Origin of the sequence: Priestia sp. YIM B13491, from assembly GCF_042787605.1 — a bacterium.
GTDB lineage: Bacteria > Bacillota > Bacilli > Bacillales > Bacillaceae_H > Priestia > Priestia megaterium_E.
Genome location: NZ_JBHZOR010000018.1, coordinates 1 through 16,134 on the forward strand (window position 1 = coordinate 1; position 16,134 = coordinate 16,134).

Below are 16,134 nucleotides of genomic sequence, written 5' to 3' on the forward strand. Positions count from 1 at the left end.
TCCATTTCGGACACATCCTCTCAAAAGTCATTGTAAGGACTTAATTAAATGGTGTCCATGAAACTATACTAACTCCAAATAGTGCATATTCACTTCTGCACATTAATTAACTTTTATAGTCTTTATTTTTCTTCTAATTTACGCTTATAGTGGAGTACAACAGGATGATCATTACTTGCATGTTCATTAATTTGAATAAACATTAGGTTGCCTTTATATAAATTAATATTTTTTTTATCTTGAGTTTTTAAATCAAAGCTCTTATTTATTGTGCTCATATCCTCAGATTCATATATATAAACCTGACCACTATTAGATTGACTTACTAATTCATAACGCCCCGGAGGAAGTTCTTTTCCAAGCAAATAGAAGCCAGTATGATCTACAGTATATTTATTAGATTTGTCTTTATGTAATTGTTGAAACTTCGATGGTGTAAATTTTAACTTTCCATGCCCTTCGATATCTTGAGAAGTATTATCTTGAACTGGATAATTTAGTATACTTTCTTTTTTCTTTACAGATATATTGTTATATTTGATGCTTCCTGAAGTGCTAGAAACATCATAGTATCCAGGCTTTATTTCTTTTCCTGCTGTATATGTACCAGTAGATAATGTAATTTCTTTAGCAGGATTATCTACTGTATTACGGTTTTTTAAATCTAACTTTAGTTTTGAAAAAAACATACTATAAATCAACAGGAAGGCTAAGACCAGCACAATAACAATAAATATACCTCTTTTAATATTAGTCATTATCTACAATTTCACCACTATTCATTATAATTTTTTTATCAGCTAATATGGTTAAATCTTCTTTATTATGACTGGCAATTACAATTGTAGCTCCTCTGTCCTTCTCCTTTAATAATAGATTCCTAATAGAGGTAATACCTTCCTCATCAATTGCGTTTGTAGGTTCATCAAGTAAAATAATATCTGGCTTTTCAAATATTGCTTGAGCTATACTTAAACGTTGTTTCATTCCCAATGAAAATTTTTTTACTTTTAATTTACTAAGGGGATCAAGCCCAACACGTTTAATTGCCTCTTTAATATCTTCATCTGATGCAATATTCTTAATTTTTGCTAATATCTTCAAGTTTGTAAAAGCATCATATTGTGGTAATAAACTTGTATTTTCTATGATTACACCTATACTTGGTGGGAAAGATATATCCTCATGCAACTTCTTATTATCTATTAGTATACTACCTTCTGAAGGACGTATCAGCCCGGAAAGGGCCCTTAAAAGCATAGTTTTTCCTGAACCGTTTCGACCATACAATCCATAAATCATGCCAGTGTCAAATGTGTAATTTATATCTTTAAGTACATATTGTTTTTTTATTTTTTTACTTAAATTTGAAGCGATAATAGTTGTCATTTTATTCCTCCGGTTAAAAAGTTAATAGAAGTCTTTTTTCATTATCTTTTGCAAAGAGAGACAGATTATAGTAGATATATACAACACTAGAAGAGGAATTGCATAATTAAACTCTATAATAAAGTCTTGTTGATTGATAATATCCGTTCTTAGTCCCATCATAAAGTTCGGTATCAAGAAGTATAACAAAGATTTATAAGCCCTATAATCAAAAATTAATCCTGCTAATAAGATAGAAAATACTACGTAAATATTTACAATTAAAAAAGCTATTTGTGGTGATATATATAGCTCTAATCCTATTTGAAGCAATATTAAAGTAAACATTGTTATATAATAAATTAACAAACTTTTGAACAGTAAAAGCCATTCTATAGAATGTAAATCATGATCAATAAATAACATAGTTAAGTAGTAAATAGAAGTTTGTATTATTAAAATAAATATTATTTTAATAGCAATCGATCCCATAAATCTTAAGAAAAACATCTTCTTATTATAGTTACGCACTAATATGTATTTACCAAAACCATGTAGTTTATCATATAATTCTCCTGAAAAATACAAACTTATACTGGAAAATACGATGTACCACACAATCATTAAAGGATATGATGCTTCAGTAGGTATTGCCATTAAATACGAAGGTATATGCCCCCATTGATTATAAAAAGAGGAGAAAAAAGCAACAAAGCTATAACTCTGGAAAATACATGAAAAAATCAGTATAAAATTCCTCATATTATTTCTCATAAAAGATAATATCCTTTTCCTTAAAAATAATATGTCCTAAAATTAAAATTGCTACCACAAGTCCTAATTGCTTTAAATAAAGGACTAGAGTATCATAAATGTCCCAAGTTTTTGTTAAAAACCCTTCATATAAACGGATATCTTTAATCGGTAGCCATGGTAAATAATCTCTTAAAAAATAAGTAGAACTAATTAAAATGAACGTAACTATTAACCCTAAAACATAAGAATTTATTTTGTCCTCAATAATTTTTTCTAATATACCAATCCAACTGAAAAATAAAAAAATGGATATTCCGTTTAAGAGTGTTATTAAATAGAACCTTTCTTTTATTAATAATGAGTGTTCTATAAAAATAAGGGTCAAAAGGATATTTATTATTGAGATAGAAAAAGAGAACCAGAGAGCTGATATTAAAATATGTACTGATCGTTTTACATAGAAATCTGTTCGACTTTTATGTAAAACTACAACAGAAGGTTCTTCCTTCCTTAATCCTAGGTTCATAAACAAGAGAAAAAGTAAAGTATAATAAATTGCATAGGCACGCTGAGAGTTAAATCCTTGCCAACTGCTATTCATATATACTAATACATCTTTTTGTACTGTATTAATAAACGTACTATTTTGCATAACCCAGAAGAAAGCTAAAAATAGGGTAAGCAATAAGAAAGAAACAATAAAAAGAGATTTATTATTATAATTCATCTGTTTTCTCCTTATAAATATAAGCCACAATAGCAATGATAAAAAGGATAATAAAATTAAAAAGCCACGAAGAAATAACATAGTTATAATCATATTCTGTAAACGGCTGCATGACCATAGTTATGGTGTGATTGGGAAGAGCTACAAGAATAAACCATATAAAAAAGGTTAATGGGTATGTATACTTGCGATCTGGAAATATCATGGAGATACTTAATCCTAATAACCCTGCCAATCCTGTAAAGAAACTAACATTTATTAAAAAAATAACGTTTATTAAAAAAGGATGTTGCTGACTAAAGCTAAATAATTCATTTTTAGGATTACTCATTTCTAATAGGCCACTAGATTCATGTCCATTGCTATTTACTATCCATGCCAAAATTAAGTTGATTAGCAGAGCAATAAACATCACTAGAAAAGGAATTAGAAAAGAACTATAAAAATTGTTTAGCAAATAAGCTCTTTTTCCTTTTCTAGAAATTATTAAATTATTCACCCCTGTTTTAACGTCTTGTATATAAGAATCTGAACACAAGATTAATGTATAAATTGGCAGGAACCAGAACAAAAGAATTTGTGGTATATGTCCTGCGGACATTCCGGCTAATACAAACGAAAGATTTGGGTTTAAACCGAGCTTCCATTGTGCTTTAACTAAAATTAGATCTAAACAAGGAAGTAAAATGATAAACCAAAAGATAGATATAGATTTTTTGTCCTTACAGAATCTTAATATATTACTCTTCATTTTATTCTCCATTCTTTTTAAAAGTAACAATATATAAATACTAAAATAAAATGCCCTCATACGAGGGCATTTTATTTTAGTATTCCTATCGTGTTTCTTCGTCCCAATAGCCTTCAGCAATGTATGTATTAGTATTGTAATTGTTATTCTCTGCGGTTAAAGCTACGTCGTGTTTATTAGCTAGTTTATATGTGGGGTTATAGTACTCATATCCCTCTAACACATCAACTGAGTTGGTTGCTCGAGATTTAGTTTTAGATTCTGTCATCCAAAATCGAGTAATAGTCTTTCCACCGGGCTCATTGGAATAAGTCATACCAACTTTCCAGGGATTTCTTGTATCATCTGTTTGTCTATATTTGTATGCAGTATATGAGTTCTTTTGAAGAGTTTTGATAGTAAAATAATACCCATATTCATCATCAGATGCTGATACAGAAGAAGGTATAATAACAGCCCCTAAAATTCCAGCTGCTAAAGCTATTTGTAGACCTTTTGAATTTTTCAACTTTTTAAGCACTTGGCTACCTCTTTTCAATGTAGTAGATAATAAATTGTTAACTTAACCCTCAAGTAATTAACATTAATATAAAACTCTACATTGAGCCCCCTTTAAGACTACCTATATTGTTACTTTTTTGGGTTTAAAAGTCAACTTTTTTCATTATAGCAAATTATCAATACTAAAGAAATGAATTATTGTAAAAATTTTTCATAAAAAGGGGTAATATAGAAAAAAGAAAAAACTATTATAATGGTAAGTGATTTAGTAGGAAGAATATCATTATGTAAGTGTTAAACCTATCGAAGATTTTTTGTAAAAAATGGATTTAAGTTAATAAATTGGACACAGAAACATCAAGTCTTAAAGTGCTTTTCCTATTTATTTTTCAATTGTTTGAGGGGTGGACAGTCGATGATGCTATACTATAGATTCCGTTTCAGTTATAACATCCTTCTATAAACTGAAAAATGGATACTTTTGTGGCAGAATAGTCTAGATATTGCGTATAATAGACTTCCCCTTTTTTAATATAGTATGAAAAGACTTGATACAGGCATTATCATAGAGACAGACTTTCTGGCTAAAAGATTAATATATTTTGGACATATTCTCTCAAAAATAATTATAAGAGCTTGATTAATTGTTGTTTATAAACTTATATTAACTCCAATTCAATTAGTTTATAATTTAATAAAGTATTTATATTTTATGATAACCATGTTAGAGTTGGTTTAAAAAATACATCTTTGATAATTAGAACGGAAATTTATTAAGTGAATGGTAAGTCCTTCCATGTACATATGTAAATAAACTGATTTCAGAAGGAGTGAATTAAATGCATAAAATTGCCAAAGATTTGGTAGAGACTCTCAAATTATTTTTGTTGTTAGTTACTGCAGTAAGTACAGCAATAATAGCATACAGGATAGATGATATTATTGACTTGTTAGCTGTATTAGTAAGTAAATGACTACACAGTAAAATAAAAAAACTAGCTGTAAAAGGCTAGTTTTTTTATTTTACTGTTTTCATAACTCATAAAAACATGTACACTGGTAAAGGTAATTCCATTTTTATGGTATTTTTGTTTTTATTTAACTTTAAAGTTATTAAAAGGAGGTAAATGTGCATGAAATTAAATGGTGTATTTTGTAAAAAAGTTACTGTTATCGCAGTAACTATATCATTATTTGGACTTTTAGATTTGTCAAAAGCTCACGCTGAAGTAAGTAATCAAAATTCATTGGATAAAGAATTATTTAATGAATCTGTACAATCAGAAGTTAAAACAAGTTGGATTCAAGATAATAAAGACCAAAAATTCGAATTAAAATCTAAGGTAGAATCTAAAACTGTACCGCAAGGTGATATAGAAACAAAATTCATTCATAATAATGGAAAACCAATAGATACCAATGTTATAGAAGAACCGGGAAACAATCATTTGTACGCAGTATATCAAACTGAACTAGATGGGAAACTTTATGAGAAATATTATTTCACAGATGTTGATGGAAATAATGTTTTAAATAATGAAGAACTTTCTGAAATGAAAAAAGATGCATTGGAAAATACAAAGGAAATTAAAAATGGTTCTGAAAATTTTATTAATCAATTAGAACGAGATAATACTAGTGAGTCATCAAAATCTTCTTCTAATTCTTTAAGTACGATGGCAGTGGCCTCTCAACCAAAAGGTGGCTATTATAAAACGTATTCTTTTAAATTCTATCAGCCTATTACTCATCTTCAAGCAGGTACATATACGTCAACAGTACATTTATTAAGAAAATCTTCGTCGGCAATTATAAATGGAAAAACAGGATCAGTATGGGATATTGATTCATTTAATGAATATGAATCGAAACATTTTAGAATTAATCAATTAATAACTCGCAATGACGTTAACTATGGTGCAGAAAAACTTGTATCATATGGACCCTTTGATGATGCTGGCTACAATGTATCCGTTAATCTTTCTGGTATAGTTCCAAGTAATCCTTGGTCGTTTTCAGTAGGTTCAGTCATAACAAATAATGTATCTTCTACAGCTAATAAATATGGTAGATGGATATGGACTCACACTTCCGATTATATGCAAAATCCGTTTGTAACTAAACCGGGTTTACGTGTGACTAATACATCAGGTAGTTTTGCAATTAAAACTAGTCACTCTCTTCATGTAAGTTATGGCTCTACTCATGGGACTGGTGTTATTACAACAACTGTCCCAGATAGATAAATTATTATTATAGGGTTTACTAGAATTTTAGTGTCTGTCAAGTAAATAAAAGAGGCTCCTTTTGAAAAAAGGAGCCTCTTTTATTTGTTTCTCTTTCCATTACTTTATTAAAATTATTCGTAAAAAGTATACTTTTACAGACAAAGAATAATTCTATCGGCCAAAATTTACTGCGCGAATAAATATAGCCTTTGACTAGAAAATACAAATTACCTAATATATAGTTAGTACATCAGTCGTTTATTAGTTTTGGTATAATATTCTATTCCTAAAACCTAGTTAGTAAAATAACTATTATGAGTAGAAAAATAAGCCAAAAGACTTATATCAAAGATAATATTATAGTTAACGTACTTCTACAAAAAAGACTACATCTCTTGGGTGTAGTCTTTTTTAAATATAAAAATAAGTTGAAGCATCAATTGTCACAGAAGCAAGTCCAATTAATCGAGAGGATAACTTTTATAATTACCTTGCAATCAATAATCAGTTCATTCAGTCATGATAATTCAATGGACCTCTTACATTCTTTAACTACAAACTCGTCGTGAGTAACGATAATAATTGTCTTTCCTTGTTCATTAAGGATTTTTAAAAGTTTTATAATTTCATCTCTATTAGTAGAATCAAGTGATCCTGTGGGTTCGTCAGCCAAAACTAAATCACAGGACTTTAAAAATAATCTTGCTATAGCTACTCTTTGTTGCTCTCCTCCAGATAGTTCATGTACCTTTTGGTTTAGAGCAATATCTAACCCTACTTTATTAAGTGCTTCTATTTTCATTTTTTTCTTTTCTTTTTTAGTTTTTTTCGAATAGATTAATGGAATTTCTAAATTGTAATTAATATCAGCATTTTCAACTAAAGCATAGTTTTGAAATAAATATGAAACTTTTGTCCGGAGGATTTGAGCTCTCTCAATAGCGCTAATAGAAGAAATATCTTGTTCAAATAACTGAACCTCTCCATTACTCGGCTTTTCGAGCATACCTATAATATTTAAAAGTGTAGTTTTTCCTGATCCACTTTTGCCTGTAATAGCTACCATTTCCCCTTTGTATACTTTTAAATCTATAGAATTCAATACAAGTTTTTTATTATAGCTCTTATTTACACTTACAAGGTTACATAAGGTCTCCATAATGAGATTAGAACCCTCCTTTTAAATACTTTATTATACTTCGTTTTTCTATAATTATGATGGTGAAAATTGAGCATATTAGCTCTAAAAATATAAGTATTGAAGCAATTATTAACAAATCGACATCAAATCCTTTATTCATCATAAGACAAACTATTACTTGAATCACCCAAGATACTAAAAGTAATAATAGATAAGGTCTGTACGTTTTAATAAAGCTTATTCCAAATAGTCTATTTACAGTGTATTTCTGATGATTTTTGTTAAAAGAAACAATTACAGTCTGAATATTTATAATTAATAGTCCAGCCAACATACCTGAAATTACTATCAAAACTGTATTCATTTGTTTTTGTAAATCGTGAATTTCTTGTAATGAATATTGATCAACGGTTATTAAGTGTCTTAAGTTATCATCTAGTTTTAATTTTTTTAACTGTGGTTCTAATTTTTGATAAGTTGCATCTGAATCTCTTCTTATTAACTTTATCTTTAGAGGATCCGAACTCCCATTACCCAGTATGGAGCTTTTATCCATATTTAGGCTATTATTCTCTGTTATTACTTGTATAATAGGATCTTTAATCATATTATTTTGATATTTAAATACTTCTGGATTAAAACTAAAGATATCTTGCTTATTTTTTGTCCAAATAATTTTTATTTTTTGTTTTTTAATATCTTTAGGAAGTTTTTTATTCCAAAACTCTTCTTCAGCATCTTTAAAATCTCTTCTATCCTGTTTAAAAAATTTAAGGATTTCTTTACTTTTCATTCGATATTTTTCTGGAACAAGAAGCACCCACGTTGTCTCATTTTCAGAAACTTTAATAGGAATATTATTAACATCGTAAACTGGAAACTCTTGTAGATAGTTATTATTAACTTTAACAGAATTTATCCCTTTATAATCGCTATTTAAACGTAGATTGTCTGCCTCATAAGCAGTGGCATTAATTAAAATAGCTCCCATATTATTAAGTGTATGATACAAAGGACCATTTATTTGTTCAGTATTTTTACGTTGCCCATTTGCTATATCTTCTTGGTCGTGTCCTACATACAATGGATAAAATATTCCATAATCTTTACTATGTGTCCAGTTTTTCATATTCTCTTGTTTTATTTTTATGGTATTATACTGATTCAACATTACAAACCCAAAAGATATTAGTATAATTGAACAAATTATTTTGAGTAATACATTCAATATAAATATTTCATTAGTATTTTTTTTATTTTTTATTGCTTCATTAATTTTCATTTTAGAGATAAATATGTAAGAAATAAGTGAAATTAATATAATAATGATATAGGTTTTCATTTGATAAATTGCTACTTTATAAATAAACTCCCACATAGTATTTTCTATAAAAAGAGCAATTATTACCAGGACAATAGTTAATATACTAAAGAAAACAGTTATTAATTTCCCAATAAGTATAGACCATATTTTTATATCACTGATTCCATGGATTTTCATAATTCCAACCCTTTTGGATTCATTGAATATATAGTAAATTAAAAAGAGTAATATTATTAAAATAACTATATAGTAAATATATGTTAAATACATTAGTCCTGAACTAGTGTTATTTTTACTACTATGATTACTTTTAGTAAAATCATCGATGCTCAAAGATTGATTATACTTTTTATTTATTTTAAGAACAAAGCTATTCAAAAAGTTTTTAAAGGTCTGTTTGTCAGGAGCTTCAGCAAAGTATTGACCTTCTATAGGCAAATACTTGTATGAGTCTTTTAGGGTTTTTATCATAACATTGCTGTTGTTACCAAAATTTAAAATTTCACCCGTCTGTTTCTTACTAGTTGTGTTCACATTTGAAAGGAAGAAATCTCCTCTTTGAGTTTTCGAGGGATTTAAAAAATCTCCATTTTTTAATTTGAAAGCATCATAAAAGTGTGTTTCATTAGTTAATAATATGTATTTAATTAGTTCTACTTTATCATCTGAATTATAATTAATACTTGGCCTAAAAACATTGATATTATATTCTTTGGCTGTTTCTAATAATATTGGATATAAAGTTTCTGGGGTTGCTGTTACCATGTTTTTAGGTATAGTAAACTCTCTAGCAATATTTTTTTCGATATTCTCCATATTTTCTATTTGTGTATGTTCTATTTGTGTATAAGTAATTAAGAAAGAAAAAATGGATACTAGTGCAAAAAACAACACTAAAAATTTTTTCAAGATTAACAAACTCCTTTAATTAGTAAAAAATAATATATAAAAACACCATGATTTATTAAAAATTCATGGTGTTTTATACTTATCACTCCATATAAAACCTTCGTTTCTACTATTTTTTCTTAGAATCTTCAGTAATAGTATCATACCATGCGTGAGCATCCTCTAGTAGACCGCCTTTTGAGCTAGAAGTTGATGTTTTACCTTTAGCAGTCCAGTCGCTTGTATCATAGTAAGGACCTACTTGACTTGAAGATTTATGAATTTTTTTGGAATGTTTATAGTTTGACCAAGCTTTCTTCTTCTTACCATAATCAGCGAAACCCCATCCACGATTCCATGTGCCTCCTCCAACTTTTTCAGTAGAAAGAGCTGTAACAGTGGTGCTATTTGGTGTGGATGCTGCTACGTTATTTAAATTCTCTTCTCCATGGTCAACTTCTGAACTTGCAGCTAATGATTGTCCCCCAGTTGTTAGAGCAATCATTCCAATTAAAGATATACCTAAAATACGTTTTTTGATCATAAAAAATACCTCTTATTCCTTATTTTTCATTAATTTTAAACACAAAATGATGATACCATATTTATACCAAATAAGTAAATATTAAACTATTAATTCTCACACAATGAAAAAGCCCTTGATACTGAACTGAACCCAAAAAGTTAGAGAGTTTATCGTACCATCTCTATCCACTCCATCTAGTTTGTAAAAGTATACACTTTTAGCTACCATAATGTAGCCTATTGGTAATTAAACAACAAAAAGCTCTTTGATAAGAGCTTTTTATTGTTTAAAAATAGAACTTAATTATCTACATCATTAGCATTAAATGTATCTTTTTTAACGTTTAATATATGGCCACTAATATTAACTGTTTTGTTATTTACCCATTTAACTTTGGCAGTTTCTTGAGGATAATTCCAATAGATATTTTTTCTTTTATTAAAAATCTTCTTTGTAGAAATCACTTCTCCTCTAATAGCAAAAGGTGTAGTCACTCCACCACTTGAACGGTAAATTTTCACTATGTAATCGCCGTTAGGTGATGCACTTTGAGAAATATCTTCTCCCTTTGGAGCAAATTGTAGATAGCCAGGTGCAAAAAGAAACCACCAAATGAATCCTATAATTATAAAAGCACTTAATGCACCTAAACACACTATATATCGGTTTTTCAATTTTCAACTCCTATCTAGGCATACTAAATTATAGTTCTATTCTTATCTGATTATATATCAGAATTGAGTTTAAAGAGCATGATATAGTATACAGATCTAGTTACCATAAAACGGATTATGGGCAATCATTGAAATAACTATATTAAGTTAATGGAATACCTAGTGTTATTTTTTTAACCCATTCTTTTAGTTCCATATCTTCATGAAAATATATATTTGGTTCAATTTCTAAATCAATACATAATAAAAAAATAAGGTATTCATGTAGTTGATCTTCATCATAAGAAAGCCTATCTCTACTCTCTAGGTTTTGAACCCATTTATAGGACCATTGATTAAATTGTTCTCTAGACATATTTCCTTTAAGAACGTTTTCCAATTTGTTTATCAAATCTTGTTTAGTTGGCTGACTTTCAAACATTGATTTCACCTTTCCTAAGTACTTATTAAAGTTACCATAAGGGATTTTGTAGGAACAAAACAGTCTATACGACTCTATGTATTACCTTGTCTTATTCCAATGAGACAGGTATCTATAAATATTTCTCGAACTAATTAATACCCCCATTAAAAAAGAGACAAAGTGAAAAATACAGTAAACGGAGGAATTAGTTTGCAAACTATGTTTCATTATAACTGGTTGGTTAGAGAAGAGTGGTATCAATGGTGTGAGAATATTCCACTAGAGGAATTGCTTCGGAAACGAACAGGAGGAGTAGGAGGAATATTACATACTCTCTTTCACATTGTTGATGTAGAGTGGAGTTGGGTTCGCGTTCTTCAGGGAAAGGATGATTTCCAGGAGAGTTTTGAGAACTATCAAAGCTTAGAAAAAGTTCGCCAGCTAGATACAAACTTTCAGTTTGAGGTAAGAGAGTTTGTTAGGTCTTGGAATGCAGAAAAAGAAAAGAATATTCTTTATGATCCACAACCAGATGGAAGTATAGTAACTGAGACTTGGGGAGAAGTTATGCGTCATATGATTGCTCACGAAATACACCATATTGGACAATTATCGGTATGGGCTAGGGAAATAGGAAAGAAACCAGTTTCAGCTAATCTTATTGGTAAAGAACTTAGTCATACATTGCCGAAAAATTAAGTTAATGAATTTTATTGATAAAACTCATGGCTTGTAATTAAGCGAATATGAGATTTCAAATTTCGGCATCTTCTAGTATATACAATAATTTACACTAGTTGAGGTAGGAAGACATTCTTAAGAATGTCTTCCTACCCAACTAAACTAAAGATTTGTGTAATATACCCCACTGATTTGTCTTTTTTAGTTTCCATAAAACGTGTTTTCGATACAAAAAACCTCTAAGGTAAATATCCTAGAGGTTTTTTATTATTTAAACTTCAAAATTCCATTTGAAAAAGCGAAGAGAACGATAATAAAAAAGATTTTTGCTTGTATTTCAGACACACATTTAGATTAAAAATTAAAAACCCCTATTAACTATATGCTAAAGGGGTTCTTACTTATTGTTTAAACTCCAAGTATGAAGTTCTTATAGAAGAATACAATAAATATGAATATATTTCAAGTCAACTCAAGTACTTATCTACTTGTTGCTACTATTAATAGGTTGATCTATAGATTGTTGGGTCTCAAATAGAGAGGTTTTAATACCGATTAAAGACGCCACAATCGTAAGGATACCTGCTGAAATAAAAATTAAAGAGACGCTAATATATTCGGCTGCTACACCTGCTAACATTCCACTAATCGGTAAAGCTAAAAAAGCTAACATACGAGTTGAGCTAATTACTCTTCCCAATAAGGCTGATGGTACAATCTCTTGCCTAAGGGTAAACCAATTAATCGCCAATAATGTTACAGCACCGACAATTACAATTCTACATAATATCAACAAAATAACTGCAGTGTTTGAAAAAGTAAGGATAGCTTGTCCTAAACCTATTATCACTCCACAATAGATAATTATATTTCCTCGCGGTAATTTATTTAGTTTATTTGCAGCATAGATTGCTACAAATGAACCTAAGGTTTGTAGGGAAAATATTAAACCAATATACTGTGCCGACAAATGTAAATTATCCTTTAGATGAAACATAAATAAAGCTTCCATAGCGCCATAACCCACATTAATTAAGAATATGAGAATAGTCCCTATCAAAATCTTTTTAGTATTTATAACGTATTTAACTCCTTCAGCTATCGAATTCATTATAGAACTACTAACTGGATTCTGGCTTTTATATTTCTTAGTTATTAAGCTAATGAATATTCCAGAAAGAAAATACGTGAAAAAATTAAAATATAACAAGTTATGAGTTCCGACCAAAGCAATTAGAATACCTGCTATTGAAGGGCCTGCAAAGGTTGTAATTGTCTCTGATAACTTGAATAAAGAGTTACCCTGTATTAAATTTTCACCTTCTAAAATTTCTGGTATGACTGATTCAAAACTTGGATGATAAAATGCACTGACAGCTGATATTAAAAAAGCTACCACGTATACAATCCATATATCTAAAACGTTTATTGAAGCTGCAAGAGGTATGATAATAATTAAAATGGCTGATAAAATATCACCTATTAATAAAATGTATTTTTTACTTATACGATCAGCTAAGGCTCCGCCTAACAAACTAAATAATACTTGAGGTGTAATTTCTAAGACAAATGTTAATGCCATTAAACTTGGTGATTTAGTCAAATCATATACTAATAAAGGCAGTGCGATTTGAAAAAAAGACGTGCCCAACTTACTTGTTGTGGCACTTAAAAATAAGCATAAAAAATCTCTGTTCTTTAGTACTTCATAAGATTTCAACTTCAACATTTACCCTCCCATAAAAATTATTTACCGACTGTTACAGGTGCGGAATGGCAAACTGGACAATCCTCTTTCTTATTCCACTCTGAAATAGGGTAAGTTTGATATGTAAGGAAATTTAATTCCATCATTTTCCCTAATGATGTTGGAGTTTGAATACCTGTTACCAACCCTAAAAATTCATTTACAATAGCACCAGCCAACATAGCTACATTAGGACTAATCGCAGCATTATTTCGTTGGAAATTTATCTGATGCATACTGTCAAGTTGCTTATTAACTATAACATCACTCTCAATTATGGTTTGTTTATGGCACTCTACACACCCAGTTTTTCCTGGTAACATAGAATAAAATCTGCCCCTTGTGTTTAGGACTCCACCTGAAACCAACGGCTTTCCTAACTTCACTACTGCTTCATTTACCCAATCCTGTATATGAAGGGTTGGTTTATCGGCTACACAAATTACATAATCACTACCTTCAATATGTGCCATTACATCTTCAGCACATTCTATACGCTTATTAGTAACATTTAAATTAACATTAGGATTAAAACTCGATATTCTTTCCTTTGCTAATTCCGTTTTTAACTTATTAATATCTTTTTCAGAATATAACAATTGTCTATTAAAATTGCTTAATTCCAAAGTATCAAAATCCAATGCATTAATGTTATGAAAACCTAATGCAGCTAGATGATATAGTATTTGGCTACCTAAGCCTCCGATTCCGAGCAAAGCAACCTTAGTATTTATGATAGTTTCTTGCACATTGTACTTGTTGTCCTCTAAAGACGTAAAAAGCGAAAAGTAATTAAGGTTTGCTTTATATCTTTCGAGTTCATAATCTCCTATAGATTGAGGGTTTAAAGAATTATCTTCTAAATATTTCTCTGTATCTAATGCCTTTATCCCTTCTAATACCTCATTTTCTTTTATGTTTGGATACTTTTCTTGAACTAAATGTATTATTTCTTCTATAGAATTTTTTCCGTTAATAAGAGAAATTAAATACTTAATACTTCCACTGGGATCTTCAATAACTCCTGCTACTCCATCTTCTTCACCAATATGGATTTCATCATTTATAAAAAATACAGGGATTGTCTCTTTGAACTTAGGTTTCATTTTCTCCATTTCACTCCATTTCCTCAATTATTGAAATAGGGACCTATCATATGATAGCTCCCTATATTTACAGACTTGAAGTTTAAACAATAAGTAAGTAGTTCAAATAAAGATAACGTTTTAGCCTGGAATACCGTTTAATACCGCAGCTTTATTAGTTGTTTTTTTAACTTTTACTTTCATAACTAGCACCTCCATTTCTTAAAAGATATATTTATAATATTGCATTAAAAAAGCATTTTCAATAATTAAATCCAATTTTTATAATATTCAAACAAAAACAGGTAAATTATCCTTTTTTTCGTTTATTTTAAACCTACAAATATTCCATTTATAATATTTTTTCTTGCATGTAAAACCAGCATAGATGAGTAATCCAGGTTTCTGCAGTTTTCCATTGAGTAGACATTTCTCTAACTTGTGGTTCTGTTAATAATTCATTATACTCATATATCTCTCCTACTACTTTACGTATAATTAAATCTCCTGCGGGTAGAATGTCTTGACGCCCTATACCTCTCATTAGTATTGACTCTGCCGTCCATTTTCCTATACCTCTATGTTTCATTAAATAGCTACAACCCTCTTCACGGTTCAATAAATATAAGTTACTTAAATCTAACTCTCCATTTATAATGGCTTTAGTTATCTCATGAATATATTCAGCTTTTCTTTGACTTAGCTTCAAGTCACGAAGTTGTTTTATACTTAACTCCAACACCTTATGTGGGCACAAATCTGTATAATATTCGCAATTATTAATTGTTATTTTAGCACCTGTTTTTTCTAATAAACTTTTTTTAATCCCATGAGCAACTTTTGCACTAATTTGTTGGCCGATGATTGCCCATATAGTGGATTCGTAGACACTTCCTAATAAAACAGGTCTAAACCCTTCGTACATTTTTATTAATTTTCCTATTTTAGATTCATTAGCTATAAAATTTTGAGATTTGTCTATATCTTGTTCCAGACAAAACATTGTGATAATTTTCTCCTTTATTAGTTGAACATGATTATTTTTAACTTCTTCACCAATAACTTTAACTTCCAAGTACTTACTATCGATTCCTTCGTCCCTAACTAATACTAGGTACATTCTCCCCCCTATCACAAAAGCTCTACAATATGTGTTTTCAATAATCTTCTCGATTACAAAGGAGGGCGATTTTTTTATGTACCTTAAAATTAAATCAAAATTATATATGCTTGGTTTATTAATTCTAATTATTTTTTGTCTCATAAGTTCCTCCTAATTTTTAATAAATCTATATTAACAGGCTTTCTTAAAAAATTAATGATTAATCCAAATA

General features: G+C 29.3%; 17 protein-coding genes. 3 read left to right on the forward strand and 14 right to left on the reverse strand.

Annotated elements, in window-relative coordinates; all coding sequences use genetic code 11:
• Positions 1 to 122: 122 nt before the first annotated feature.
• The 6 genes from ACFX4E_RS26665 to ACFX4E_RS26690 all read right to left on the reverse strand — a co-directional run bounded on the left by ACFX4E_RS26665 (position 123) and on the right by ACFX4E_RS26690 (position 4,122).
• On the reverse strand, positions 123 to 758 hold the full coding sequence (locus ACFX4E_RS26665; RefSeq protein WP_377239115.1) for a hypothetical protein: 636 nt from the start codon (positions 756 to 758) through the stop codon (positions 123 to 125).
• The gene (locus ACFX4E_RS26670; protein WP_328246602.1) at positions 751 to 1,389 is read right to left on the reverse strand and encodes an ATP-binding cassette domain-containing protein; all 639 of its coding nucleotides are present in this window, start codon (positions 1,387 to 1,389) and stop codon (positions 751 to 753) included. The genes ACFX4E_RS26665 and ACFX4E_RS26670 overlap by 8 nt, the downstream gene beginning before the upstream one ends.
• 21 nt (positions 1,390 to 1,410) lie before the next feature.
• Positions 1,411 to 2,142 carry a DUF2705 family protein gene (locus ACFX4E_RS26675; RefSeq protein ID WP_377239116.1) on the reverse strand — a complete coding sequence of 244 codons (732 nt, stop codon included), beginning with the start codon at positions 2,140 to 2,142 and terminating at the stop codon, positions 1,411 to 1,413.
• Positions 2,132 to 2,851 (reverse strand): WxPxxD family membrane protein, encoded by a 720-nt coding sequence (locus ACFX4E_RS26680; RefSeq protein ID WP_377239117.1) that lies wholly within the window; start codon positions 2,849 to 2,851, stop codon positions 2,132 to 2,134. Before ACFX4E_RS26680 ends, ACFX4E_RS26675 begins: the two co-directional genes overlap by 11 nt.
• The gene (locus ACFX4E_RS26685) at positions 2,841 to 3,602 is read right to left on the reverse strand and encodes a DUF2705 family protein (protein WP_377256578.1); all 762 of its coding nucleotides are present in this window, start codon (positions 3,600 to 3,602) and stop codon (positions 2,841 to 2,843) included. The genes ACFX4E_RS26680 and ACFX4E_RS26685 overlap by 11 nt, the downstream gene beginning before the upstream one ends.
• Before the next feature lie 85 nt (positions 3,603 to 3,687).
• Positions 3,688 to 4,122 (reverse strand): DUF2712 domain-containing protein, encoded by a 435-nt coding sequence (locus ACFX4E_RS26690; protein ID WP_377239119.1) that lies wholly within the window; start codon positions 4,120 to 4,122, stop codon positions 3,688 to 3,690.
• Positions 4,123 to 4,942: 820 nt separating this feature from the next.
• Here ACFX4E_RS26690 and ACFX4E_RS26695 point away from each other — a divergent pair.
• Together ACFX4E_RS26695 and ACFX4E_RS26700 are read left to right on the forward strand one after the other, a co-directional pair.
• Entirely contained in the window at positions 4,943 to 5,077 is a 135-nt protein-coding gene (locus ACFX4E_RS26695) for a hypothetical protein (RefSeq protein WP_274583246.1), read from the forward strand.
• A gap of 159 nt (positions 5,078 to 5,236) precedes the next feature.
• Positions 5,237 to 6,349 carry a hypothetical protein gene (locus tag ACFX4E_RS26700; protein ID WP_377259690.1) on the forward strand — a complete coding sequence of 371 codons (1,113 nt, stop codon included), beginning with the start codon at positions 5,237 to 5,239 and terminating at the stop codon, positions 6,347 to 6,349.
• A 499-nt stretch (positions 6,350 to 6,848) separates the two neighbouring features.
• On the opposite strand, the gene ACFX4E_RS26705 is transcribed toward ACFX4E_RS26700, so the two are convergent.
• The 5 genes from ACFX4E_RS26705 to ACFX4E_RS26725 form a co-directional block, all read right to left on the reverse strand.
• The gene (locus ACFX4E_RS26705) at positions 6,849 to 7,490 is read right to left on the reverse strand and encodes a putative bacteriocin export ABC transporter (protein WP_377239121.1); all 642 of its coding nucleotides are present in this window, start codon (positions 7,488 to 7,490) and stop codon (positions 6,849 to 6,851) included.
• A gap of 7 nt (positions 7,491 to 7,497) precedes the next feature.
• Entirely contained in the window at positions 7,498 to 9,705 is a 2,208-nt protein-coding gene (locus ACFX4E_RS26710) for a DUF1430 domain-containing protein (RefSeq protein ID WP_377239123.1), read from the reverse strand.
• Positions 9,706 to 9,814: 109 nt separating this feature from the next.
• The gene (locus tag ACFX4E_RS26715) at positions 9,815 to 10,228 is read right to left on the reverse strand and encodes a lactococcin 972 family bacteriocin (RefSeq protein ID WP_377239125.1); all 414 of its coding nucleotides are present in this window, start codon (positions 10,226 to 10,228) and stop codon (positions 9,815 to 9,817) included.
• Positions 10,229 to 10,509: 281 nt separating this feature from the next.
• Positions 10,510 to 10,884 carry a DUF5412 family protein gene (locus tag ACFX4E_RS26720; RefSeq protein WP_377256569.1) on the reverse strand — a complete coding sequence of 125 codons (375 nt, stop codon included), beginning with the start codon at positions 10,882 to 10,884 and terminating at the stop codon, positions 10,510 to 10,512.
• Positions 10,885 to 11,026: 142 nt separating this feature from the next.
• Complete coding sequence (locus ACFX4E_RS26725; RefSeq protein WP_377239055.1) at positions 11,027 to 11,305, reverse strand: hypothetical protein; 279 nt, start codon at positions 11,303 to 11,305, stop codon at positions 11,027 to 11,029.
• Between the two features lie 192 nt (positions 11,306 to 11,497).
• Between ACFX4E_RS26725 and ACFX4E_RS26730 the strand changes: the two genes are divergently transcribed.
• Positions 11,498 to 11,986, forward strand: coding sequence for a DinB family protein (locus tag ACFX4E_RS26730; protein ID WP_377239084.1), 489 nt, complete (start codon positions 11,498 to 11,500; stop codon positions 11,984 to 11,986).
• Between the two features lie 466 nt (positions 11,987 to 12,452).
• Here ACFX4E_RS26730 and ACFX4E_RS26735 read toward each other — a convergent pair whose 3' ends face one another.
• From ACFX4E_RS26735 to ACFX4E_RS26745, 3 genes are all read right to left on the reverse strand, one after another.
• The gene (locus ACFX4E_RS26735; protein WP_377239056.1) at positions 12,453 to 13,697 is read right to left on the reverse strand and encodes an MFS transporter; all 1,245 of its coding nucleotides are present in this window, start codon (positions 13,695 to 13,697) and stop codon (positions 12,453 to 12,455) included.
• Between the two features lie 17 nt (positions 13,698 to 13,714).
• On the reverse strand, positions 13,715 to 14,830 hold the full coding sequence (locus ACFX4E_RS26740; protein ID WP_377239057.1) for a HesA/MoeB/ThiF family protein: 1,116 nt from the start codon (positions 14,828 to 14,830) through the stop codon (positions 13,715 to 13,717).
• A gap of 322 nt (positions 14,831 to 15,152) precedes the next feature.
• A complete protein-coding gene (locus tag ACFX4E_RS26745) occupies positions 15,153 to 16,064 on the reverse strand; it encodes a DNA-3-methyladenine glycosylase family protein (RefSeq protein ID WP_377259687.1) in 912 nt (303 codons plus the stop codon).
• Positions 16,065 to 16,134: the final 70 nt, after the last annotated feature.

What these genes read in the sequence shown, in the direction of transcription:
- ACFX4E_RS26670 (WP_328246602.1), bottom strand. Translation starts at nt 1,389, where the DNA reads ATGACAACTATTATCGCTTCAAATTTAAGTAAAAAAATAAAAAAACAA.
- ACFX4E_RS26715 (WP_377239125.1), bottom strand. Translation starts at nt 10,228, where the DNA reads ATGATCAAAAAACGTATTTTAGGTATATCTTTAATTGGAATGATTGCT.
- ACFX4E_RS26725 (WP_377239055.1), bottom strand. Translation starts at nt 11,305, where the DNA reads ATGTTTGAAAGTCAGCCAACTAAACAAGATTTGATAAACAAATTGGAA.
- ACFX4E_RS26675 (WP_377239116.1), bottom strand. Translation starts at nt 2,142, where the DNA reads ATGAGAAATAATATGAGGAATTTTATACTGATTTTTTCATGTATTTTC.
- ACFX4E_RS26740 (WP_377239057.1), bottom strand. Translation starts at nt 14,830, where the DNA reads ATGGAGAAAATGAAACCTAAGTTCAAAGAGACAATCCCTGTATTTTTT.
- ACFX4E_RS26705 (WP_377239121.1), bottom strand. Translation starts at nt 7,490, where the DNA reads ATGGAGACCTTATGTAACCTTGTAAGTGTAAATAAGAGCTATAATAAA.
- ACFX4E_RS26685 (WP_377256578.1), bottom strand. Translation starts at nt 3,602, where the DNA reads ATGAAGAGTAATATATTAAGATTCTGTAAGGACAAAAAATCTATATCT.
- ACFX4E_RS26735 (WP_377239056.1), bottom strand. Translation starts at nt 13,697, where the DNA reads ATGTTGAAGTTGAAATCTTATGAAGTACTAAAGAACAGAGATTTTTTA.
- ACFX4E_RS26665 (WP_377239115.1), bottom strand. Translation starts at nt 758, where the DNA reads ATGACTAATATTAAAAGAGGTATATTTATTGTTATTGTGCTGGTCTTA.
- ACFX4E_RS26700 (WP_377259690.1), top strand. Translation starts at nt 5,237, where the DNA reads ATGAAATTAAATGGTGTATTTTGTAAAAAAGTTACTGTTATCGCAGTA.
- ACFX4E_RS26745 (WP_377259687.1), bottom strand. Translation starts at nt 16,064, where the DNA reads ATGAGACAAAAAATAATTAGAATTAATAAACCAAGCATATATAATTTT.
- ACFX4E_RS26695 (WP_274583246.1), top strand. Translation starts at nt 4,943, where the DNA reads ATGCATAAAATTGCCAAAGATTTGGTAGAGACTCTCAAATTATTTTTG.
- ACFX4E_RS26680 (WP_377239117.1), bottom strand. Translation starts at nt 2,851, where the DNA reads ATGAATTATAATAATAAATCTCTTTTTATTGTTTCTTTCTTATTGCTT.